Source organism: Hydrogenophaga sp. (assembly GCF_041913525.1).
Lineage (GTDB): Bacteria > Pseudomonadota > Gammaproteobacteria > Burkholderiales > Burkholderiaceae_C > Hydrogenophaga.
The window spans coordinates 1-22,269 of record NZ_JAYSFD010000024.1; the positions used below are offsets into that span (position 1 = coordinate 1).

A 22,269-nucleotide genomic window follows, 5' to 3' on the forward strand; every position below is an offset into this window, starting at 1 on the left:
CACCATGTGCATTGGCGTGGGCCAGGGCATTGCGGTGGTGCTGGAGCGGGTGTGAGGTGAAGCGGGTTTGACGCGGCGGTTCACATCAACTGCCGCGCCAGCGCGGTCAGTTGCGGCCCCACCTCTTCGATCAGCCAGCGCTCGTTCAGCGCCCGGCGCTGAAAGGCGATGCTCAGCGCGGCGTGCTCGCCGTGTTCCTGCCGGCGCAGGGGCACCGCCACGGCCTGGATGTCGGGGTAGATCTCGCCGGTTGAGACGCAGCAGCCCCAGTTGGCGTATTGGGTCAGGTTGAGCTGCAGCCGGGCCTGGTGGCGCTCCCACTCGGCCGGGGCCTTTACCTGAATCTGGTTCAGCAGGCGTTGCCGTTCGGCCGGCGCGCAGGCCGTGAGGTAGGCGCGGCCCACGGCCGAGCCGCACATGGAATAGGTGCGCCCGATGTCCATGGTGTCCACCGCCAGGGTGCCGGAGCGCGCCACCTCCACGCAGACCATTTCAAGGCGGTCCCGAATCACGATGGCGACCGTGCCGCGCAGGCGCTGCGCCAGCGCCAGCATGGCGCCGCGCGCGCGCTGGCGCACCGAGAAGGTGGCCAGCAGCGGAAAGCCCAGCGAGAGCAGGGCCGCCCCGAGCCGGTATCTGCCCGAGGCCGCGTCTTGTGACAGGTAGCCCATGGCCACCAGCGTGTACGTCAGGCGCGACACGGTGGAGCGGGGCAAGCCCAGCCGCTGGGTGAGGTCGCGGTTGCCCAGCAACTGGTCGTCTTGCGTGAAGCAGCGCAGCAGCTCCAGCCCGCGCGCCAGCGTGGTGGCGAATTCGCGGTCTCCTTCGTAGTCCTGGTAGGTGGGCGGCACGCAGGTGCGGCTGGCGGGTTCGGTCTGGTGTGTCGGCATATCGGAATCGTCGCCGGAATATCGGGATTGTGTGCCTCGGGAAAACGCGCGAATTCCTACAGTTTCCACACCCCATTCAGGAGACACAGCATGCAAGTTGAAACGGTGGACCGCATCCATCCCACCCTGGTCCCGGGCACGCACCCCTACATGACCGGGCCCTTCACGCCCAACTACGAAGAGGTCAATGCCGTTGACCTGGAGGTCATTGGCGAGGTGCCCGAGCGCCTGGACGGCGTGTACCTGCGCAACACGCAGAACCCGGTGCACCAGCCCCTGGGCACCTACCACCCCTTCGACGGCGACGGCATGCTGCACCTGCTGAGCTTTCGGCGCGGCCAGGTTGAGTACCGCAACCGCTTCGTGCGCACCAAGGGCTTTCAGGAAGAGCAGGCGGCCGGGCGTGCCCTGTATGCCGGTCTGATCGACCGCCCCTCGCTGGCCGAGCGCCCGGGCTGGGGCGCGCGCGGCGGCCTGCGCGACACGGCGGCCACCGACGTGATCGTGCACGCCGGCCAGGCCCTGGCCACCTTCTACCAATGCGGTGAGCCCTACCGCCTCGATGCCCGCACCCTGGCCCTCAAGGGCGTGTCGGCCTGGGGCGAGCAGGTGCTGCCGGACGGCGGCATCTCGGCCCACCCCAAGGTCTGCCCCCGCACCGGTGACCTGCTGTTCTTCAACTACTCCACCCAGGCGCCGTACATGCACTACGGCGAGGTTGACCGCCACGACCGGCTGGTGCACTACGTGCCCGTGCCGCTGCCCGGCCCGCGCCTGCCGCATGACATGGTGTTCACCGAGCACTTCGCCATCCTCAACGACTTTCCCCTGCACTGGGACGAGACCCTGCTGGCGCAAGGCAAGCACCGCGCCGTGTACCACGCCGAGCGGCCCGCGCGCTTCGCGGTGGTGCCGCGCCGCCACGCGCCGCAGACCGGCATCCGCTGGTTCGAGGCCTCGCCCACCTACGTGCTGCACTGGCTCAACGCCTGGGAAGAGGGCGACGAGATCGTGATGCACGGCTACCACCAGGAAACGCCCATGCCCAAGGGCGGCTACGACCGCGAGGGCCGCACCCTGGGCCCGGCGCGCTACGGCCCCACGCTCTACGAATGGCGCCTCAACCTGAGCACGGGCAAGACCCGCGAGCGCCAGCTCGACGACCGCCTGCTGGAGTTCGGCATGATCAACGCGTCTTACTGGGGCCGCCCGTACCGCTACTCGTACAACATGCTGGCGCACCCGGGGCACTTCCTGTTCGACGGCATCCTGCGCTACGACCACGTGACGGGCGAGGCGCAGCAGTACCAGTTCGGCGAGGGGCGTTTCGGCAGCGAGTCGCCCATGGCGCCTTGCCACGACGCCAAGGCCGAAGACGACGGCTACGTGGTGAGCTTCGTCACCGACATGAACACCAACCGCTCCGAGTGCGTGGTGCTCGATGCCCGCGACATCGCGGCCGGGCCGGTGGCCCGCATCATCCTGCCCCACCGCATCAGCAGCGGCACCCATGCCTGCTGGGCCGACGCCCGCGAGATCGCCGAGTAAGGCCGCACCTGTTTCACCACCCGACCCCACAACAACCAACAGGAGACAAACATGACACCTCGCCTCTGGGCCACGGCCCTGAAATCCCTTGTGCTGCTGGGCGTGTGCGCGCAAGCGCCCGCCGCCCTGGCCGACACCTACCCCAGCCGCGCCGTTCGCGTCGTGGTGCCCTACCCGGCGGGCGGCGGGGCCGACGCCATGGCGCGCCTGGCGGCCGAGCGCCTGCAAGCGCACCTCAAGCAGCCGGTGCTGGTGGACAACAAGCCCGGGGCCGGCTCGGTGATCGGCTCGGACTTCGTGGCCAAGGCGCGCCCCGACGGCTACACCCTGCTGTTCAACATTCCCGCTCTGGTGCAGGCCCCCTTGCTGCAACCCAGCGTGCCCTTCGACCCCGTGCGCGATTTCGTGCCCATCACCACCTTCGTGAGCGCGCCGGTCTGGTTTTCCGTCAACCGCACGCGGCTGAAGGCCACCGACTTCGCTTCCTTCAAAGACGAAGCGGCGAAAGCGCAGCCAAAGAACCGGCTGGAATACGGCTCGTGGGGGCCAGGCACCACCAACCACCTCTACGGCGAGCTGTTGCTCAAGTCGCTGAACCTGCAAGCGGTGCACGTGGCCTACAAGGGCTCGGCCCCGGCGACGCTGGCCCTGGCCAGTGGTGAGACCGCCTTCATGCTGGCCGACTACACCACGCTGCGCCCGCACGTGGAGGCTGGCACGGTGCGCATCCTGGCCTCTACCGGGGTGCGCCGCCACCGCCTCACGCCCGATGTGCCCACGCTGGCCGAGCTGGGCTACCCCGGCTTTGAGTCGGTGGGCTGGGCGGGCTTCTTCGCCCCCAAGGGCACGCCCAACGAGGTGGTGGCCAAGTTGGAGGCGGTGATCGCGGAGATCACGCGTGAGCCCCAGGTCATCGAAAAAATGGCCAGCCTGGGCTTTGAGCCCGGCGGCAAGCCGCAGGCCGAGTTCGCCCGCGAGGTGCAGGGCGATGTGGAGCGTTGGCGCCGCACCATCCAGGCGATCGGGTTCAAAGCCGATTGAGACCGGGCCGGCAAGCCCGTCTGGCCACCTGACCATCTGGCACCCCAGGCCCAAGCCGCACCGGCTTGGGCCTTTTGCTTGTCCGGTGACCTGTGGCGGGCGCGTGAGGCAGTCCATGCCACCAAAGCCAAAGGCCCTCACCCAGGGTGGGTGAGGGCCTTGTCGTTGGTCGTTTGTTGTTTGGCGCCGTTGGGCTGATCGTCAGTTGGGCTTGAAGCCAATGGTCTGAATGGTGCGGCGCCAGCGTTCCAGGTCGCCGTGCACCTCGCGGGCGAACTCGGCCTGTGGCTTGCCGCCGGGCTCGTAACCCAGGCTCACCATCTTCTCCACCACCTGCGGTTCGCGGGTGATCTCGGCGATCACCGATTGCAGCTTGGCCACCACGTCTGGGGGCGTGTCCTTGGGCGCGAAGAAGGCGCCCCAGCCCACCGATTCAAAGCCGGGGTAACCCAGCTCGGCCAGGGTGGGCACATCGGGCGTGAGCTTGTGGCGGCGCACCCCGGTGGAGGCCATGATGCGAACGCTGCCCGATTCCACGTGCGGGCGCAGGGTGATGTAGTCCACCAGCATGAAGGCGGTCTCGCCACCGGCCAGGGCCAGCATGGCCGGGGCTGAGCCCTTGTAGGGCACGTGCACGGCCTGAATGTTCAGCGACTTGAGCAGCAGTTCGCCATAGAGGTGGTTGGTGGTGCCCGGCCCCCACGAGCCGTATTCCAGGCGGTGGCGGGCCGGCCCTTTCTGCACTTCTTCCTTGAAGGCCGCGAAGTCGGCGGCCTTCAGGCGCGAGGCGCTGACCGAGAGCCAGACCGGCGCGCTCACGAAGGTGGTGATGGGCACGAAATCGCGCACGGGGTCGAAGGGCACGCTGGGCTGCAGCGCCGGCGCCTGCACCAGGGCCGGGATGTTGAACAGCAGGGTGTAGCCGTCGGGGCGGGCCTTGGCCACCATGTCTGAGCCGATCACCGAGCCCGCGCCGGGGCGGTTGTCCACCACCACGGGCTGCTTGAGGTGCACTTGCAGGCGCTCGGCCGCGAGGCGCGCCATGGCGTCGGCCCCGCCGCCGGCGGCGTAGGGCACCACGATGCGAATGGAGCGGCTGGGGTAGGCGTCGGCCAGGGCGGCCGGCGCTTGCGCGCAGACGCCCAGCAGAACCAGAAGTTTCAGGGCCGAAGCCCGCAGGCGCGATGTCATGGTGTGTCTCCTGTTGCTTGTTGTCGTGTGGGTCTAAAGGGGGCAGCCCGTGGTGGCACGGGCTTGTGGTCAGGCGCTGCGGGCAGCGCCTGTGGCCAGGGACGCCGGCACCGCTGGCGCGGCCTGGGCGCTGGTGGCCGCGCTCAGGGGCTGGCGGGCGGCTGGCAGCAGGCCGCGCTCCAGCGTGCGGATCACGTCTTGCGGCGTGTCCTTGGACAGCGGGGTGTGCTGGTAGATGTGGGCCGGGCGTTCCTTGCGGTCGAACCAGATGGCCTCGGCGCGCTTTTGCTCGGGGCGCCTTTCGGCCAGCCACACGATGGTGTCGGCCCCTTGCGGGTGGCTGCGCAGCACCGAGTGCAGGATGGCCACGAAGCGCGGCATCGAGCGGTTCACGCTGGCGGTGTTCACCCAGCCTGGGTGCATGGCGTAGAAGCGGCGCTCGGTGCCGGCAAACTTCTCGCGCCAGGCGGTGGTCATCATCATTTGCGCGCGCTTGGCCAGGCCGTAAGCGCGCACGCCCAGGTAGCCCGGGCCGGTGATGTTCAGGTCGTTCACCACCATGGGGTGGTTGTACATGCCGCCCGACGACACCTCGATCACGGTGCCATTGTGGGCAATCAGCTTGTTCGCCAGCAGATCGCGCGTGAGCAGGTAGTGCCCCAGGATGTTGGTGGCGAACGAGGTCTCCACCCCTTCCTTGGTGATGACCTGGTCTTTTTTCTGGATGCCCACGTTGTTCACCAGCACGTCGATCTTCAGGCCGCGCTGCGCGAGGCGCGCCACGAGGTCGTGAATGTCTTGCTGCAGCGAGAAGTCGGCCACCTCCAGGATCACCTTCTCGGGGTGGGGCGTGCTCTGCGCGAAGGCGCGCAGCTTGTCGATGCTGCGGGCCACGCAGATCACGGTGGCGCCACCGGCCACGGCGGAATGCGCCGCCGAGCCGCCAATGCCTTCAGAGCCGCCGGTGACCAGCCAGACCTGGCCGGCGAAGTTGCCCTTGAGCGGGCGCCAGAAGAGCTTGCGGAAGTTGAAGCCGATCTTGCTGTAGCTGGGGGTGAAGCGGCAGTAGAAGCCAATGATTTTCTTCAGGGGGGCGTTGGCCATGGTGGGGCTCCGGGGTCTAGGGGAAACGCGGCGTGGGCAGGCGCTTAGCTGACGGTGACTTCCACCGTGCGGCCTTGCGCGCGCAGCAGCTGGTTGCGGTCGTAGTAGTCCTTCCACAGGGCGATCTGGTCGCCCTCGAAGTCGAGCAGGCCCACCACCGGGTAGGAGCGGCTCACGCCGTCGATCACCAGCTCGTCCACGCGCTCGGTCACCAGCGTGCCGTTGCCGATCACGCCGTATCGCAGGATGTGGCCGTGGAACTGCTTGTTCGATGCCTCCAGCCCTTTGATGCGCTGGTAGATGGCCTCGCGGCCCACGATGGGGTCGATCATCACCGAGTGCAGCACGCCGTTTTCGGTGAACAGCTTGGCGCAGGTGGCGGCGTCTTTGGCCGACCAGGCGCGCATCATCTCTTCAAAGATGGCGAGCTTGCGGTCGGCGTCGGCGGTGGTGGCAGGAAGGGTCGCGGTGCTGGGGTTCATGGGGGCGGTGTGTGACAGTCGGAATAAAAAGCCACACGGGCCACGTGGGCCCGTGTGGTGCAAGCAGGCTCAGAACGCGTGGCGAATGCCGATGTCCAGGCCCTTGGAGCTGGTGTTGGCCGCGGTGGTGGCACCGTTGAGGCCGAAGGTCGCGCCGCCCTTGTTGGACAGGAAGGCCACGGTGCCGTACACGGCGGTGCGCTTGGACAGGTTGTGCACATAGCCCAGCGAGACCTTGTCGGCCTCGGGCGAGGTGCCGTTCACCTTGGCCTTGGAGCCCGAGTAAGTGGCGCGCAGTTCGCCAGACGCCGTGGGCACGCTCACGCCCACCAGGTAGCCCGAACTCTTGGCGGCGCTGCCCACCTTGTCGCTGTTCACCATGGCGCTGAGCTTGAAGCGGCCGAAGTCGTAGCTCAGGCCGGCGTTGCTGGTGGTGATGTCACCGGGCAGGGCGAACTGGGTGCGGCCCATGGCCACGGCCATGTTCCACGGGCCGTTGGCCCAGCCCAGGCGCAGCGAGACGCCGTTGCCATCGCTCTTGCCGATGGGGGCGGCCTCGGTGCCGCTGTTCTCGCCCAGGTACACCTGCGCCTGGCCGTACAGGCCGCCCAGGTTTCCCGGCAGCACGTAGCCGATGGAGTTGGAGGCGCGCACCAGGGTGGGCCCGCCCAGGCTGCCGGCGTAAATCTGCGAGGCGCCCACGCCGTTCATGGTGAAGGGGTCGAAGAAGACGTATTGCCAGTAGTGCGGCGTGTAGTCGCGGCCCAGGCGCAACTCGCCCATGGTGTTGCTCAGGGTGAGCATGGAGCGGCGGTTGAAGGTGGTGCCGCCGCCGCCCGAGGCGTTGGCGGTGAAGCGGCCCGTGCTGGCCTTGTAGGTGCCCTGGTTGTTGGGGTTGGTGGTGGCGCCGGTGCCGTCGTCGTTGTTCAGGCCCATCTCCAGCACGAAGCCGGCCTTCAGTCCGCCGCCGAGGTCTTCGGTGCCGCGAAAGCCCAGGCGGCTGGTGGTGTTGCCGCTGTTGCCGAGCTGGGTTTTGTTGGCGGTGGAGCCGTGGCCCACCATGAAGGTGGCGTCGATCAGGCCATAGAGCGCCACCGACGATTGGGCCGAGGCGGTGGTGGCGGCTGCGCCGAGCACGGCCAGCAGGGCAAATTGGGCAGAAGTGGTGTGTTTCATGGTGTGTACAGGCGTGCGCGGGCACACCCGGTGAATGGGTGAAATGCCGAAAAAGGAAAGAAGGAGGAGGGGGGTGGGTCAGTCCAGCGTCACGCCGGCCGACTTGATCAGGGCGCCCCAGCGGGCCGAGTCCTTGCGGATTTCCTCGGCGAACTGCGCCTGGGTCTTGTTGCCCGTGTCGTAGCCCAGCTCGCGCCACTTGGCGATGGTCTCGGGCATGGCCAGGATCTTTCGCGTCTCGCGATCCAGCAGCGAGACCACTTCCTTGGGCGTCTTGGCGGGCGCGAAGATGCCGCCCCAGACCTTGCCTTCAAAGCCCTTGTAGCCCAGCTCGGTGAGGGTGGGCACCTCGGGCGTGAGCTCGGAGCGCTGGGTGCCGGTGACGGCCAGCAGGCGAATCTTGCCGCTGGCGATCTGGGGCTTGATGGTCACGTAGTCCAGGAAGACCGCCGACACCTCGCCGGCCATCAGCGCCAGCATGGCGGGCGAGCTGCCTTTGTAGGCCACGTGCATCATGTTGAGCTGGTTGGCGTCGTTCAGCGCCTGGCCCAGCACGTGTCCCGACGAGCCCATGCCGATGGAGGCGAAGTTGAAGTCGTTGGGCTTGGCCTTGGCCTTGGTCACGAATTCCTTGAGCGAACCCGCGTCGTTCTTGGTGGCGCTGGAGGCGAACCACAGCGGCGAGGTGTTCAGCTCGGCGACGGGGACCAGGTCGTTGAACGGGTCGTACGGAATCTTGCGGTACAGGTGCGGGGTCTGCACCAGCAGCGGCACGGTGAGCAGCAGGGTGTAGCCGTCGGGCTGCGCCTTGGCCACCAGGTCGGTGCCGATCATGGCGCTGGCGCCGGGGCGGTTGTCCACGATCACCGGCACCCGCAGCGAGTCGGACAGCTTCTGCGCGTAGAAGCGGCCGATCACGTCGCCCCCGCCACCCGGGGCGAAGGGCACCACCAGGCGGATGGTGCGGTTGGGGTAGCCCGTGTCGGCAAACGTGGGCGTGGCGCCGAACGAGCAAAGTGCCGCGCTCAGCCCCAGCACCACGCTGCGGCGGTTGGGTCTTCTCATGTCTTGTCTCCTGTGTTGCTGTGTTGACTCATGAACGCCTTTTCGCTGGAAGGCAAGCCCTTCGCGCCAAAAAGTGCGTCTTGGCTCACTCTGCGAAACCGCCATGCACCCAATCTTCTTTTGCACAAAAGACCGGATGTATATTGGTCGGGCGGATTGAAGCGCAGGGCCTTGAAGCCCCACAACGGAGACATAAGAGTTTTCTCGCCCCATGAGAAATCAAGCCGAAAACACAGGCACGCAGAGCGCCGCCAGGGCGCTGGTGCTGCTTCGACACATTGGTGCGCGCAGCCCGCTCGGGGTGCGCCTGACCGACCTGGTGGCCCTCACCGGCATGGACAAGTCCACCGTGCACCGCCTGCTGGCCTGCATGGTCAATGAGGGCTTCGTGGAGCGCGTGCCCGGTGGCAAGCACTACCGCCTGGGCGTTGAGGCGGCGCAGCTCGGCCTGGTGTCGTCCGAGATGGCGCCCCTGGTGGACCGCTTCCGCCCGCTGATGCTCAAGATCGCCCGGCTCTCCGACGAGTCGGTGTACCTGGTGGCGCGCAGCGGCCACCACGCCCTGTGCGTGCACCGCGAAAGCGGCGCCCATGCCCAGCCCTCGGGCCATGTGCTGCCGGGCAAGCGGCGCGTGCTGGGCATCAGTGCCGTGGGCGTGAGCATCCTGGCGCATGGCCCCGACCACGACCTGGAGGTCACCTACCGCCACAACGTGCCGCACTACGAGGGCGTGGGCGCCACGCTCTCGGTGATTCGTGGCCTGATCGACGCCACGCGGGCGCGCGGCTTCTCGGAGATGACGGCCTTCGGGCCGGTGGGCACATCGGGCGTGGGTTGCGCGGTGCCCATCTCGGAGACCACCCACGTGGGCATCAGCATTGCCGGCCCCAGCCCGCGCATGAGCCCGGCCCGTCGCCGCGAGCTGGGCCAGTTGCTGCACAGCGAGTTGCAGGGCATGGCCCGCCCGGTGCACAGCGTGCCGCTGTTCTGAGGCCGCGCCGTTTTCCCCGCGCGGCCTCACATCAGCCGCTGCACCAGCGACTGCAACTGCGGCGCCACCTTTTCCACCAGCCACTGCTTGTCGAAGGCGCGGCCCTGAAACGAGCAGTTGATGGCCGCGATCTCGCCACGGTCGATGCGGCCCAGGGGCACGGCCACGGCCTGCACGTCGGGGTGAATCTCGCCCAGCGAGACGCAGCAGCCGCGCTGCGGGTATTGCGCAATGTTTTGCAGCAGCTCAGGCCCGAAGCGCTCCCACTCGGCCGGGGCCTTCAGGCGCAACTGGTTGAGCAAGGCCTCGCGCTCGGGCGGTGAGCAGGCCATGGCGTAGGCGCGCCCGATGGCCGTGCCCGCCAGCGAGTGGCGGGTGCCCACGTCCAGCGGGTAGATGCGCTTGTTGTCGGCGTGCATGGCCTCGATGTAGACGATCTGGAAGCGGTCGCGAATGCCGATCGACACCGTGCAGCGCAAGGTGCGCGAGAGCTCCATCATCAGCGGCCGTGCCCGACGGCGGATGTTGAACATCTCCAGCAGCGGGTAGCCCAGCGACAGCACCGCCGAGCCCAGGCGGTACTTGGCCTGGTTCTCGTCTTGTGCCAGGTAGCCCATGGCCATGAGGGTGTAGGTCAGGCGGGACACCGTGGCCCCGGGCAACTGCAGCCGGCGCGCCAGCTCGCGGTTGCCCAGCACCGGCTCTTGTGGCGTGAAGCAGCGCAGCAGCTCCAGGCCACGGGCCAGGGTGGTGGCGAACTGGCGGTCGCCGTCGAAATCGTCCATGCCCCGGGGGGTGCGGCGAGGGACATCGGAAATACCGTGGGGAGCAGACATATCGAAATGGTAGTTGATATATCGAAACGGTTGCGCCACCCAGGCGACGGCGTTCCTACGATGCCTCTCAGGTTTTGAACCCCACCGAGAGGAGACACATGACGACAAGCACCGCCTTGCCCGTGCACCCCATTCCCGCCCTGAGCGGCAACAACGCGCCCGTGTCGCAGGAAGACGTTTTTGAGGCGATGGAGGTCATTGGCCAAGTGCCCACCGACCTCAATGGCCTGTACGTGCGCAACGGCCCCAACGCCTTCTACCCGCCCGAGTGGCGCTACCACGCCTACGACGGCGACGGCATGCTGCACGCCGTGCGCTTTCGCCAGGGGCAGGTGAGCTACCGCAACCGCTGGATCGAGACCCGCGCGCTGAAGGAAGAAAAGGCCGCCGGGCGCGCCCTTTGGCAAGGCCTGAAAGAGCCGCAGCGCACCGACCGCCCCGACGAGCCGCTGAAGAACACGTCCAACACCGACGTGAAGTACCACGCCGGGCGCCTCATCAGCATGTGGTACCGCTCGGGCCTGCCCTACGCGCTCGACCCCGAGACCCTGCAGACCATCGGCCCGGCCGACTTTGATGGCGCCATCGCGCGCCTGTCGGCCCACTCGCGCCCCGACGAGCACACCGGCGAGCTGATTTTCTTCGACTACGACGTGAAGCCGCCGTACATGACCTACGGCGTCATCGGCCCCGACCGCCAGCTCAAGCACAAGATCGAGATTCCGCTGGACGGCCCGAGCCTGCCGCACGACATGGCCGTGACCGAGCACTACACCATCCTGCACGACTTCCCCCTCAAGCCTGACCCCGAGGCCCTGGCGGCCGGCCGCTACAAGGTGCGCTTCTTCGGCGAGCAGATGACGCGCTTTGCCGTGGTGCCGCGTCATGGCAAGCCCGAAGACATTCGCTGGTTCACCGCCAAGCCGGCCTACCTGCTGCACGTGGTCAACGCCTGGGAAGAGGGCGACGAGGTGGTGATGGTGGGCACGCCCTACCGCGTGCACACCGGCCCCGATGGCAAGCCCGACGCCCAGCGCCTGGAAACCACCATTCGCCTGCGCCAGCGCGACTTCATGCTCTATGAGTGGCGCTTCAACCTCAAGACCGGCGAGACCACCGAGCGCGTGATCGACGACGTGCTCAACACCGAATTCCCGGTGATCAACAGCGCCTACCAGGGCCGCCAAAACCACTTCTCGTACCACGTGGTGTTCCCGCCCGGTGGCAACGAGAACCCGCGCTTCCCCGGCCTGGTGAAGTACGACCTGCGCACCGGCGGCTACGTGGCCTTCAGCGAAGGGCCGCGCCACTTCTACAACGAGCCCGGTTTCGCGCCGCGCGACAACCCGCAGTCGGAAGACGACGGCTACCTCGTCACCCTGGTGTGGAACGCGGTGGACGAGCGCTCGGAAATTCAGGTGTTCGACGCCAAGGGCGCCCGCCTGGCCGAAGGCCCGGTGGCGCGCATCCTGCTGCCGCGCCGCGTGCCCAATGGCTTTCACGCCACCTTCGTGAGCCAGCAAAACCTTGACCGTTGGGGGCAGCCATGATTCTGGTGCCGCAAGCCAAGATTGACGAGTACGTGCGCCAGGGCTGGTGGGGCCAGCGCACGCTGGCCGACCTGTTCATCGACACCGCCGAGCGCCAGCCCGAGGCCTTTGCCGTGGCCGACCCGCCCAACCGCCCCGCGCTCATGGGCAGCGCGCCCCAGCGCTGGACCTGGGGCGAGTTGCTGGCCCAGGTGGGCCGCTGCGCCGCCATGCTGCACGCGCAGGGCCTGCGCAAGGACGACATCGTCGTGCTGCAAATGCCCAACTGCGTGGAGCTGCACATGCTCTACCTGGCCTGCGCGGCCAGCGGCATCGTGGTCTCGCCCGTGCCCATGCAGTACCGGGCGCACGAGCTGGGGCACGTGGTGGCCTCCACCGGCGCCAAGGCCGCCATCACCGTGCCGCGCGTGGGCAACTGCGCGGCGGCCGAGCACTGGGCCGCGCTGCGCGCCAGCCATGAGTCCCTGCGCTGGGTGGGCGCCCTGGGCGATGGCGCCACCGCCTGGCCCGCCGGCGTGCTGGACCTGAGCGCCGCCCTGCAACAGGCGCCCGCCTGGGGCGCGGCCGACCTGCGCGAGCACATGCGCGCCATCGGCCTCACCGCGCACGATGTGTTCACCATCTGCTGGACCTCGGGCACCGAGTCGCGCCCCAAGGGCGTGCCGCGCAACCACAACGAGTGGCTCATCGTGGGCCAGAACGTGGTGGAGGCCGGCGCCTTGCAGCCCGGCGCGCAGCAGCTCATTCCCTTCCCCTTCGTGAACATGGCCGGCGTGGCCACCAGCCTGGTGGCCTGGCTCACGGTGGGCGGCGGGCTGCACCACCACCACCCGTTCGACATTGACGTGTTCATCGAGCAACTGCGCGCCCACCCGGTGGACTACGCCGTGGCCGCCCCGGCCGTGCTGTGCATGCTGCTCAAAGAGCCCGACAAGCTGCAGGGCGTGGACCTGGGCCGCCTCAAGCGCATCGGCTCGGGCGGCGGCCCGGTGCCCGACTGGCTGGTGGAGCAGTTCGCGCAGCGCTTTGGCGTGGAGCTGGTGAACTACTTCGGCTCCAACGAGGGCGCGGCCCTGTCGGCCACGCCGCAAGACATCCCCGACCGCACCCTGCGCGCGCAGTACTTCCCGCGCATGGGCGTGCCGGGCTTTGAGTGGTCGCTCTCCAATGCCCGGCGCGTGCTGACCCGCCTGGTGGACGTGGACACCGGTGAGGAAATCACCAGCGCCGGCCGCGTGGGCGAACTGCGCTTCAAGGGGCCCACCATCTTCAGCGGCTATTACAACGCGCCCGAACTGACCGAGCGGGCCTTTGACGAGCAGGGCTACTACCGCACGGGCGATCTGTTCGAGATCGCGGGCGAGCGTGGGCAGTTCTACCGCTTCGCCGGCCGGCACAAAGACATCCTGATTCGTGGCGGGCTGAACATTTCCTCGGAAGAGGTGGAGAACCTGCTGGTGAGCCACCCCAAGGTGCGCGAGGCGGCGGTGATCGGCTACCCCGACCCGGTGCTGGGCGAGCGCGTGTGCGCCGTGGTGGTGCCGCAACCGGGCCAGCAACTGAGCCTGCCCGAACTGGTGGACTACCTGCGCCACGAGAAAGCCGTGGCCGCATTCAAATGGCCCGAGCGCCTGGTGCTGCTGGACCAGTTGCCGCGCAACCCGGTGGGCAAGGTGCTCAAGCGCGAACTGCGCCAGGCCGTGCTGGCCCCGGCCGACGGGGTGCCCGCATGACGGCCGCGAACATGAAGCCCGTGCTGCTGCTGGTGCCCGGCATGCTGAACGACGAGCGCGTCTGGGCGGGGGTGGCCCAGGCCCTGGCCGACGTGGCGCAGGTGCGCGTGGCCCGCGTCACCACGCAGGCCACCATCCCGGCCATGGCGCAAGACGCCTGGGCGCTGCTGGCCGACCTGCCCCCCAAGGCACCGGTGGTGCTGGTGGGTTTTTCGATGGGGGGTTACGTGGCCATCGAGATGCTGGCCCGCCCGCAACGCCGCCTTCGCGCGGCCGCGCTGGTGGCCACCTCGGCACGGCCCGAGTCGCCCCAAGGCCAGGCCCAGCGCGAGAAAAGCATCGCCGCCTTGCAGGGCGACTTTGCGCGCACCGTGCAAGGCATCGCGCAGTGGGGGAGCCACGAGCCCACGCCCGCGCTGCTGCAGGCCCTGACGCAAATGATGCTCGACGTGGGCGCCGAGACCGCCGTGCGCCAGACCCGCGCCATCATGGCCCGCGGCGACCACCGCGAGGCCCTGGCGCGGCTTGACCTGCCCGTGCACGTGCTGTGCGGCGCGGCCGACCGCATCACCCCGCCGGCCCTCTCGCAAGAGCTGGCCGCGCTCATTCCCCACGCCCGCTTTCACGAGATCGAGAAGGCCGGCCACATGCTGCCGCTGGAGCAGCCTGATCAGGTAGCGGCCCTGCTGCGCCCGCTGTGCGAACTGCCCCAAGGGGCGCTGGCCTGAGGCCCGCGTCCACCACCCCCAACCCCTTTTGAACGGAACCCCCATGAGCCAAGCTGTTTACATCCTCGGCGGTTACCAGACCGACTTCGCCAAGGTCTGGTCGCGCCACGGCCAGGACATTGCCGACATCGTGCGCGAGACCACCCTGGGCACGCTGCAGGCCTGTGACCTGGACGCCTCGGCCATTCAGAGCATTCACGTGGGCAATGCCTTTGCCGAGCTGCAGCGCCAGCAGGCCCACCTGGGCGCCATGGTGGCGCAGGTGGTGCCCGAGCTGTGGGGCGTGCCGGCCATGCGCCACGAAGGCGCGTGCGCCTCGTCGTCGCTGGCCGCCCTGGCGGCCATGGCCGAGATCGAGGCCGGCCGCTACGACTGCGTGCTCGTGCTGGGCGTGGAAGAGTTCAAGAACACCTCGGGCCACGAGGCATCGAAGAACCAGAGCGCCGCCGCCTGGCAAGGCCGCGAAGACATCGACTGCACCTTCATGTGGCCCGCCGCCTTTGGCCGCGTGGCGCAGGAATACGAAGAGCGCTACGGCCTGGACCGCCGCCACCTCAACCGCATTGCCGAAATCAACTACGCCAACGCCCGCCTCAACCCGCTGGCCCAGACCCGAAGCTGGCAGTTCGGCCCCGACAGCTTCACCGACAACGACGAGACCAACCCCCTCATCGAGCCCGGCACCCGCCGCCAGGACTGCGGCCAGGTGACCGACGGCGGCGCGGGCGTGGTGCTGGTCTCGGCCCGCTTTGCCGAAGAACACGCGCGCCGCCAGGGCAAGACCCTGGCGCAGCTGGCGCGCATCGCCGGCTGGGGCCACCGCACCGCCGGCATTCGCCTGCTCGACAAGCTCGAGCGCAGCCGTGGCCAGACCTACATGTTTCCGCACCTGCGCCAGACCATCGAAGACACCTGGCGCCGCGCCGGCATCTCGGGCATCGAGGCCATCGACGGCGTGGAAACCCACGACTGCTTCACCACCACCGAATACGTGGCGCTGGACCACCTGGGCCTGAGCGCGCCCGGCCAAAGCTGGCAGGCGGTGGAGCAAGGAACCATCGCCCCCGGCGGCCGCTGCCCGGTGAACATGAGCGGCGGCCTGATCGGCTGCGGCCACCCGGTGGGCGCCACCGGCGCGCGCATGCTGCTGGACGCCAGCCGCCAGGTCACGGGCCAGGCCGGGCCCATGCAGATCGAAGGCGCGCGCCGCGTGCAGACGCTGAACATCGGCGGCTCGCTGGCCACGGTGGCCAGCTTCGTGGTGGAGGCGGGCTGAGCGCCCTCAGCCTGCCCATCGAGGTGCGGGACGCTATGCGCTTCCCCGATAGGCCACTTGCCTGAAGCAGGCATTCGGTTGCACCTATGGTGCCGAGGTTGTTGCGGGGGGCTCAGGCCCCCCGATTCGTTGGTGCTTTCGCTCGATGGGGCGCCATCGCGAGGCTTGGATCGGTCGGGGGGCCGTGGGCTCGCGCGCCTACCCCGGGCTGGCGGCGCAGCGTGGCCGACCGGTGCGACACCTACCCAGCGTGTCCCCGTTCCCAGTGCCCCTGGCTCGCCATTGGCTGCGCACTCGCGCTGGCCGTCCGGGATGCCTGCGCCGCTGCCTCACCGAACCTCGATCGCATGAATCTCCAACGCCTCTTTCATTGCTTGCTGGCGCTGCTCGCCTGCTTTGGTCTGGGCAGTTGCGGCGGCGATGCCAGCCGCACGGTCGCCGATGCCTCGCTGCGCATTCACGTGCTGGCGGCGCCATCTGGTCAGTGGATTCCGCTGGCCACCGCGCCAGGGGCGGCGCCGGCCTGGACGCTGGTGCTGCACAAGCCCTATCCGCAAGCCATCTGGTACGCCGACCGCCCGCTGCGCGACACGGGCGCCACGCCGCTGGCCGACTACGTGCGAAGCACCTGGCCCGCTGCCTATGGCGCCGTAGCGCCCAACGCCACCGTGCACTTTCAACTCGATGGCAGCCGTGAACTGGAGCGGGCCTTCGTCAGCCTGTCGCAGCCCGCGTATGACGAAGAGACCGACACCCTGCGCTTTCGGGTTGCGCTGCTGGCGAGTTCGCCCTTGCCGCTGTCGGCTGGCGCGCTGGACCTTCGGCAGGTCTCGATGAATGTGCTCAACAACGTGGAGCAGGGCAAGACCGTGGCCTCATATGTGCAATACGCCGATCAGGCTGAGCTGGTGCCCACCGCCGCTCCAGGCGGATACCGGCTGTCCTTGCGCCAGGCCGAAGTCGAGACCTGGTTGGTCAGCAATGCCCCAGCCCGGTACCACGAGATCCGGCCCACCGAGGCCTTCATCGCGGACTGGCCCCTGAAGTTCAGCACCAGCGCCCCCAACGCGGCCCTGCTGGGCAGGACGGCCAGCGGCGAGACGCGGCTGGAGTTCCTCACCCTGCACGACCCGGTGCTCGACCCGGCCACCGGCTTGGTGAGCTACCGGGCCACTTCCCTGGACGGCCTCACCACGCCCCCCGAGCCGCTCACCCAGGTGATCCTGAGCATTGACACCAACGTGGTTTCCCGCTTCCTGGTGCGGGGCAAGGGTATCGCCTACCAGGCCTTCGGTCATGGGTACGACCCCTCCACCGCCAACACCACGGCCATCTACTTTGGCAGCGACATCGCCCGCAAACAGATGGGCTCGCTGTGGGGGGCCACGTCCTATCTGCAGCAATCCTGCGAGGACAAATGCCGCAATGATTTGAAGACGATGAAGAGCATGGGCATCAACCTGGTCCGCCTGTACGACTGGGACCCGCGCAACGACCACAGCCAGTTCCTCGATTACGCCGACAGCCTGCAAATCAAGGTGATCGTGCCCATCAGCAATTGGCTGGCCAACAACGGGGACTACTGGGCAGCGCAGGTGCCGCTCTACTTCAAGCACGGCAACTTCGGTAACCAACAGGAGAACGACTGGCACCCCGCCATCGCCGGCGTCACCATCTCCAATGAGTTGGACCTGGCGGGCCCCGAAGCCTACGGCAACGCCATTGGCCTGGCCGCCCGCTTCCTGCAAGAGGCACAAAACAAGGGCTTCAGCACCAGTGTGCTGGTGGGCGTGCCCGTGAGCTTCCAGAGCCGGAACGGCAAGCTGCCGGCCTGGGACGCGTTCGACCGCCTGACCAGTGACCCGCGCCTGGCCAGCTACCGCGCCCAGTTGATGTTGAACCCCAACACCTACAACGACCGCCAGTACCTGTTCGTCGACGCGGGCGGTGGCAGGGGCTGGGTGCAGCAAACCTGGGACCGGTACCGCCTGCCCATTCTGTTCACCGAAATCGGGCAAAGCCGCGTGTCAAGCGCCAATGCCGCCGACACGGTCCGGTCGCAGTTGCAGGGCGTGCTGGATCACCAGCGGGCCTATCCCGATCAGGTCTTGGGCGCCATCCACTTCCAGTTCGCCAACAAGGTCTGGAAGCAGTCGCCCGATGGCGCACCCGAGACCGACAGCGAAGGCGCGTTCGGTGCTTTCCGTCATGGCGCGGTGGTGATGACCCTGCAGACCACGGCGCAGGACTACGACTTCTACTCGGGCGCCGCCTCGTTCGGCAGCCTCGCCATCGATGAGCTCGTGCCCACCAGCACCCACCAGGCCGTGATCGACGCGTACCGCGAACCCTGACCTGCTCGGGGGCGCGATCAAGGCGTGGTTCGCGCCACCGCCTGGTGCCCTTGTGCCAGGTGGTGGCAAATGCGGGCGATGTGGTGGCCGGTGCGCTCCAGCCAGCGCGCGGTGTCGCTGAGCTTGAGCGCGTTGGCCGCGCTGCTGGGCACGGCGGCCGTGCCTTGCAGCACATCGTTTCGCACCTCGCGCGACACACCGGTGAGGGCGTTGGCGTGCTGCTCCAGTGCCTCCTGGTGGGGAAACAGGTCGTGCGCCTCAATGCCCTGGCGGGCCAACGCCAGAATCTGGCGGCTGTGCTCCAGGGCCCAGCCATAACCTGGCTCGGTCAGGTCCACCGCAGCCTGCGAGAGATCGGTCAGCCGCGTGCGAAAGCGCATCAGGTGGTCCAGCGCGTGCAGTTGCGCCAGGCGCTGCTCGCTGGTGCGGGCATCCTTAGCCGGCAGCTCGATGCGGCCCACGAAACGGTAGATCTCATCCAGCGCCTGGCCCGCGTGGCTCAGCTTGCCATGGCGCGTGTCGGCGCCCTGGCCGCTGAGCATCTCGTCGTACACGTCAAGCAGGCGCAGCGTGATCTGCTCCAGCGCCCGAGCCGATGCCTCCAGCGCCACCGAAGGAATGTTGAGCATCGAGTTGTCCAGGCGCGCGGTCAGGGCATCGCCCGGCTCGTCGGGCAGCAACCGCTCCACCAGCCGCGCGAAGGGGTGAACCCAGGGCAGGAACAGCGCCACGCCCACGGCAATGAACAGGGTGTGGAAGGCTGCCAGGCTGGTGGCGTCTGCATTGAGCCAGCGCAGGCGGCCCAGCCAGTCAATGGCGGCCAGGAACACCGGCAGCAGCGCGATGGCCAGCAGGCCAGCCGCCGCGTTGAACAAGATGTAGGCCAGGGCCGTGCGCTTGGCGTGCACCGTGCCGCCAATGGTGACCAGCGCCCCGGTGAGCGTGGTGCCAATGGCCGCGCCCACCACCAGCGCGGCCGCCTGGTCCATGTTGATGGCCTGTGTGTGCAAGGCGGTCAGCGTAGTGGCAATGGCGGCCGACGAAGACTGCAAGATCGCCGTCAGCGCCAGGCCCATGAGCATGATCAGCAGCCGCGCGCCGTGGCCGGTCGAGGGCAGGCGGGCCAGGTCAAGGCCGGCGGCCAGACCGCGCATGCCCTCTTGCAAGGTGCTCAGGCCCATGAACATCAGGCCGAAGCCCGCCATGGCCAGGCCCAGCGGCTTGGCCCGCCCACGGCCCATGAGCTTGAGCAGCGCGCCAATGCCGATGAGCGGCAGGGTGTAGAAGCCCAGGTTCACCTTCAGGCCCAGGCTGGCCACCACCCAGCCAGTGGCGGTGTTGCCCAGGCTGGCGCCAATGAGCACGCCGATGGCCTGCGAAAACGTGATCAGGCCCGCGCTCACGAAGCCGATCAGCGTGACCGTGGTGGCCGTGGACGACTGCACCACCACCGTGGCCAGCGCGCCAGAGGCGAAGGCCTTGAACGGCGTGCCGGTGAAGCGGGCCAGGGCGCGCTTCATCACGTCGCCACCGAAGGCCACCAGGCCATCGGAGAGCAGCATCATGCCGATGAGGAACAGGCCGAGTCCGCCAACAAAGGGAAAGAGCGCGTCTTGCATGTCGATGCCCGAGGGTACCAACATCCACCGCGCAAGGCGATGGCGAGCAAGACCATAGCGCGCAAGGCTTGTTGCCCGCCTGGTTCAGGCGAAACGCCGGCCCAGCCAGTCGAGCAAGCGCGCGTTCACCTCTTGCGGGCGTTCCTGCTGCATCCAGTGCCCGCAGTTGGCGATGGTGTGGCGCTCCAGGTCGGGCACGATGCGCTCCATGCCCCGCGTGGTGGCCGGGGGCAGGTAGGGGTCGCTGTCGGCGCAGAGCATCAGCGCGGGCAGGGCCACGTGGTCGGGGCGGCCCTCGGTGTCTTCCCAGTTGCGGTGCAGGTTGCGGTACCAGTTGAGTGCGCCGGTGAAGCCGGTGCGGGTGAAGGCCTGCACGTACACGTCCACCTCGACCTCGCTCAGAAAGGGCTCGCCCATCAGCTCGGGCAGGCCCAGAAACGCCTCGGCCGGCAAGGTCTTGGCGTGGGGCGATTCGCGCTGGAAAGTCTCCAGGTCCAGGGCCGGGCGGCGCATCAGGCGGCGGAATATCTGCCCGATGTCGCGCCCCAGCAGGGCCTCGCCCACGCCCGGCGCCTGAAAGGTGACCATGTAGTTCTGTGGGCCACGGGTGCGGCGCATGGTCTCGGCCAGGTCCACCTCGGTGCGCCGCGTGTAGGGCGTGCACAGCGAGGCCACGCCCAGCAGGCGCTTGGCGTGGTCGCGCGCCAGCGTCCAGGCCAGCGCGCCACCAAAGTCGTGCCCCACCACCACCGCGCGCCCAATCCCCAGGGCGTCCAGCAGACCCAGCACGTCTTGCGCGAGGTTCGCCATGCGGTAGTCGGCCAGCCCGCCCTGCGGCCCGGTGCCGCCGTAGCCACGCAGATCGGGGACGACCACGCGGTGGCCGGCGGCGGCCAGCGCCAGGGCCTGGTGGCGCCACGAATGGGCCAGTTCCGGGAAGCCGTGCAGCAGCACCACGGGCGGGCGGCGCGGGTGCTCGGGGCCACTCAGGTGCACGGCCATGTCAATGCCGTTGCTGGCAATGCGGTGCGTGGCAAACAGGGGGGCCTCCGGGAATGGGTTGCCTTGCGGGCGGTGGGCCGAGGGTATGCGGGCAGGCGGCGCGGTGGCTTGCGTCCAGTGGCTGGGTATTCAATGGCCCAACCAATGATGGTAAAGTTTCGTGGCTTTCGTTTTGAACGCCTTTGCGTGGAGACAAACCTTGAACACCCCCAGGCCCGCGTGGTACTTCGGTTGGAACATCGTGGCGGCGGCCACCTTCGTCACGCTGCTGTCCTCGGGTCTGCGCCTGGGCTTTGGGCCGTTCTTCCTGCCGCTCACGCAAGACCTGGGCTTCAGCCGAAGCGCGCTGGCCGCCATCGTGGCCGTGGGCATGCTGGTGTACGGCCTGGCCATGCCGGTGGCCGGGCACCTGGTGGCGCGCATCGGCACGCGCGGCGTGCTGCTGCTGGGCTGCGCCACGGTGTTCGTGGCCTCGGCCTGGACGGTGGTGGCGCGGGGCTGGTGGCCCTTCATGCTCTCGTTCGGCGTGCTGCTGTCGGTGGGCCTGTCGTTCACCAGCACCGTGGCGCTCACGCCCATCATCAGCCGCTGGTTCACGCGCCAGCGCGGCATGGCCTTGTTCTTTCTGTCCACCGGCGCCATGGCCGGCATGGCGGTGATGACGCCCGTGCTGGCCCACGCGATCGCCGCCGTGGGCTGGCGCACCACGCTCATGGGCTTCGCGGCGGTGCTGGTGCTCACCACCGTGCCGCTGGCCCTGTGGGTGATGCGCGAGAACGCCCCGGCCGAGACCGACCAGGGCAGCGCCACCAAGGCCGCCAGCAACGCCGCCACCGCTCCCAGCGCCACCTTGCGCGAAGCCCTCACCACCGCGCCCTTCTGGCAGGTGGCCCTGGGCCTGTTCGCCTGCGGCTACAGCATGAACCTGCTGGGCGCGCACGGCGTGCCCATGCTCATGGACCACGGCTTTGACGCCACCACCAGCGCCCACGGCGTGGGCCTGATCGGCCTGGTCGCCATTGGCGGCACCCTGTTGCTGGGCCGCCTGGCCGACCGCACGCCTCGGCGCAACCTCCTGGCCGTGATCTACGGCGTGCGCGGCCTGGGCTTTTTCGCGCTGGTCATGGTGGGCGTGGAGTGGGAGCTGTACACCGCCGCGGCCATTGGCGGCATCGTGTGGGCCGGCAGCATCGCGCTGTCATCGGCCATCCTGGCCGACGTGTACGGCGTGCGCCTGGTGGGCCTGCTCTATGGCCTGTGTTTCCTGGCGCACCAGATTGGCGGCGCCATCAGTTCCTGGCTGGGGGGCTGGGGTTACGAGACCTATGGCACCCACTGGATCTCGTTTGGCAGCGCGGGCGCCATTTTGTTGCTGGCCGCGGCCGTGTCGCTGCAGTTGCCCGTGCGCCAACCCTTGGTGGCCGCCCCAGCGCGTTGACCCTGCGCCTAGGTGTCAGTTTTTATGCCCAAAGCACCGTATTCTTGCGCCGCCCGCTGCGAAAGCAGCGGTGGCCAGAACCTGTCACTTTGTCAACCAAGTTTGACAAAGTGATGCCCGTCGTGGCATTGTTCGCGATGGTCTTTTGCACAACCCGATCACACGAGAGTTTTTTATGAAAGTGTTGGTACCCGTCAAACGCGTGGTGGACTACAACGTCAAAGTGCGAGTCAAGAGCGACGGCA

Annotated in this window: 18 protein-coding genes; 9 read left to right on the plus strand and 9 right to left on the minus strand. The window is 68.3% G+C overall.

The window, feature by feature from the left end:
- Positions 1-80: 80 nt before the first annotated feature.
- The gene (locus tag ACE3RQ_RS18290) at positions 81-890 is read right to left on the minus strand and encodes an IclR family transcriptional regulator (RefSeq protein ID WP_374523523.1); all 810 of its coding nucleotides are present in this window, start codon (positions 888-890) and stop codon (positions 81-83) included.
- A 90-nt stretch (positions 891-980) separates the two neighbouring features.
- Here ACE3RQ_RS18290 and ACE3RQ_RS18295 point away from each other — a divergent pair, with 90 nt between their 5' ends.
- Together ACE3RQ_RS18295 and ACE3RQ_RS18300 are read left to right on the plus strand one after the other, a co-directional pair.
- Positions 981-2,438 (plus strand): carotenoid oxygenase family protein, encoded by a 1,458-nt coding sequence (locus ACE3RQ_RS18295; RefSeq protein ID WP_374523524.1) that lies wholly within the window; start codon positions 981-983, stop codon positions 2,436-2,438.
- 51 nt (positions 2,439-2,489) lie between these two features.
- Positions 2,490-3,479, plus strand: a complete 990-nt coding sequence (locus ACE3RQ_RS18300; protein WP_374523525.1) for a Bug family tripartite tricarboxylate transporter substrate binding protein — start codon at positions 2,490-2,492, stop codon at positions 3,477-3,479.
- A 201-nt stretch (positions 3,480-3,680) separates the two neighbouring features.
- Here ACE3RQ_RS18300 and ACE3RQ_RS18305 read toward each other — a convergent pair whose 3' ends face one another.
- The 5 genes from ACE3RQ_RS18305 to ACE3RQ_RS18325 all read right to left on the minus strand — a co-directional run bounded on the left by ACE3RQ_RS18305 (position 3,681) and on the right by ACE3RQ_RS18325 (position 8,497).
- On the minus strand, positions 3,681-4,670 hold the full coding sequence (locus ACE3RQ_RS18305; protein WP_374523526.1) for a Bug family tripartite tricarboxylate transporter substrate binding protein: 990 nt from the start codon (positions 4,668-4,670) through the stop codon (positions 3,681-3,683).
- 69 nt (positions 4,671-4,739) lie between these two features.
- The gene (locus tag ACE3RQ_RS18310; protein WP_374523527.1) at positions 4,740-5,774 is read right to left on the minus strand and encodes an SDR family NAD(P)-dependent oxidoreductase; all 1,035 of its coding nucleotides are present in this window, start codon (positions 5,772-5,774) and stop codon (positions 4,740-4,742) included.
- A 44-nt stretch (positions 5,775-5,818) separates the two neighbouring features.
- Positions 5,819-6,256, minus strand: a complete 438-nt coding sequence (locus ACE3RQ_RS18315) for a limonene-1,2-epoxide hydrolase family protein (protein WP_374523528.1) — start codon at positions 6,254-6,256, stop codon at positions 5,819-5,821.
- A 69-nt stretch (positions 6,257-6,325) separates the two neighbouring features.
- On the minus strand, positions 6,326-7,432 hold the full coding sequence (locus tag ACE3RQ_RS18320) for a porin (protein WP_374523529.1): 1,107 nt from the start codon (positions 7,430-7,432) through the stop codon (positions 6,326-6,328).
- A 78-nt stretch (positions 7,433-7,510) separates the two neighbouring features.
- Positions 7,511-8,497, minus strand: a complete 987-nt coding sequence (locus ACE3RQ_RS18325; protein WP_374523530.1) for a Bug family tripartite tricarboxylate transporter substrate binding protein — start codon at positions 8,495-8,497, stop codon at positions 7,511-7,513.
- Between the two features lie 211 nt (positions 8,498-8,708).
- Between ACE3RQ_RS18325 and ACE3RQ_RS18330 the strand changes: the two genes are divergently transcribed.
- Positions 8,709-9,488 (plus strand): IclR family transcriptional regulator, encoded by a 780-nt coding sequence (locus tag ACE3RQ_RS18330; RefSeq protein WP_374523531.1) that lies wholly within the window; start codon positions 8,709-8,711, stop codon positions 9,486-9,488.
- Positions 9,489-9,514: 26 nt separating this feature from the next.
- Here ACE3RQ_RS18330 and ACE3RQ_RS18335 read toward each other — a convergent pair whose 3' ends face one another.
- Positions 9,515-10,273, minus strand: a complete 759-nt coding sequence (locus tag ACE3RQ_RS18335; RefSeq protein ID WP_374523533.1) for an IclR family transcriptional regulator — start codon at positions 10,271-10,273, stop codon at positions 9,515-9,517.
- Between the two features lie 149 nt (positions 10,274-10,422).
- Here ACE3RQ_RS18335 and ACE3RQ_RS18340 point away from each other — a divergent pair, with 149 nt between their 5' ends.
- The 5 genes from ACE3RQ_RS18340 to ACE3RQ_RS18360 all read left to right on the plus strand — a co-directional run bounded on the left by ACE3RQ_RS18340 (position 10,423) and on the right by ACE3RQ_RS18360 (position 17,965).
- Positions 10,423-11,874, plus strand: a complete 1,452-nt coding sequence (locus ACE3RQ_RS18340) for a carotenoid oxygenase family protein (protein ID WP_374523534.1) — start codon at positions 10,423-10,425, stop codon at positions 11,872-11,874.
- Complete coding sequence (locus ACE3RQ_RS18345; RefSeq protein WP_374523535.1) at positions 11,871-13,607, plus strand: class I adenylate-forming enzyme family protein; 1,737 nt, start codon at positions 11,871-11,873, stop codon at positions 13,605-13,607. Before ACE3RQ_RS18340 ends, ACE3RQ_RS18345 begins: the two co-directional genes overlap by 4 nt.
- Positions 13,604-14,335, plus strand: a complete 732-nt coding sequence (locus ACE3RQ_RS18350) for an alpha/beta fold hydrolase (RefSeq protein WP_374523536.1) — start codon at positions 13,604-13,606, stop codon at positions 14,333-14,335. Before ACE3RQ_RS18345 ends, ACE3RQ_RS18350 begins: the two co-directional genes overlap by 4 nt.
- 43 nt (positions 14,336-14,378) lie before the next feature.
- Positions 14,379-15,611: an acetyl-CoA acetyltransferase gene (locus ACE3RQ_RS18355; protein WP_374523537.1), complete on the plus strand. Its 1,233-nt coding sequence runs from the start codon at positions 14,379-14,381 to the stop codon at positions 15,609-15,611.
- A 347-nt stretch (positions 15,612-15,958) separates the two neighbouring features.
- Positions 15,959-17,965, plus strand: a complete 2,007-nt coding sequence (locus ACE3RQ_RS18360) for a hypothetical protein (RefSeq protein ID WP_374523538.1) — start codon at positions 15,959-15,961, stop codon at positions 17,963-17,965.
- Between the two features lie 17 nt (positions 17,966-17,982).
- Here ACE3RQ_RS18360 and ACE3RQ_RS18365 read toward each other — a convergent pair whose 3' ends face one another.
- Both ACE3RQ_RS18365 and ACE3RQ_RS18370 read right to left on the minus strand, forming a co-directional pair.
- Positions 17,983-19,584, minus strand: coding sequence for a Na/Pi cotransporter family protein (locus tag ACE3RQ_RS18365; RefSeq protein WP_374523539.1), 1,602 nt, complete (start codon positions 19,582-19,584; stop codon positions 17,983-17,985).
- 84 nt (positions 19,585-19,668) lie between these two features.
- A complete protein-coding gene (locus tag ACE3RQ_RS18370; protein ID WP_374523540.1) occupies positions 19,669-20,586 on the minus strand; it encodes an alpha/beta fold hydrolase in 918 nt (305 codons plus the stop codon).
- A 199-nt stretch (positions 20,587-20,785) separates the two neighbouring features.
- Here ACE3RQ_RS18370 and ACE3RQ_RS18375 point away from each other — a divergent pair, with 199 nt between their 5' ends.
- Positions 20,786-22,024, plus strand: a complete 1,239-nt coding sequence (locus ACE3RQ_RS18375) for an MFS transporter (protein WP_374523541.1) — start codon at positions 20,786-20,788, stop codon at positions 22,022-22,024.
- Positions 22,025-22,269: the final 245 nt, after the last annotated feature.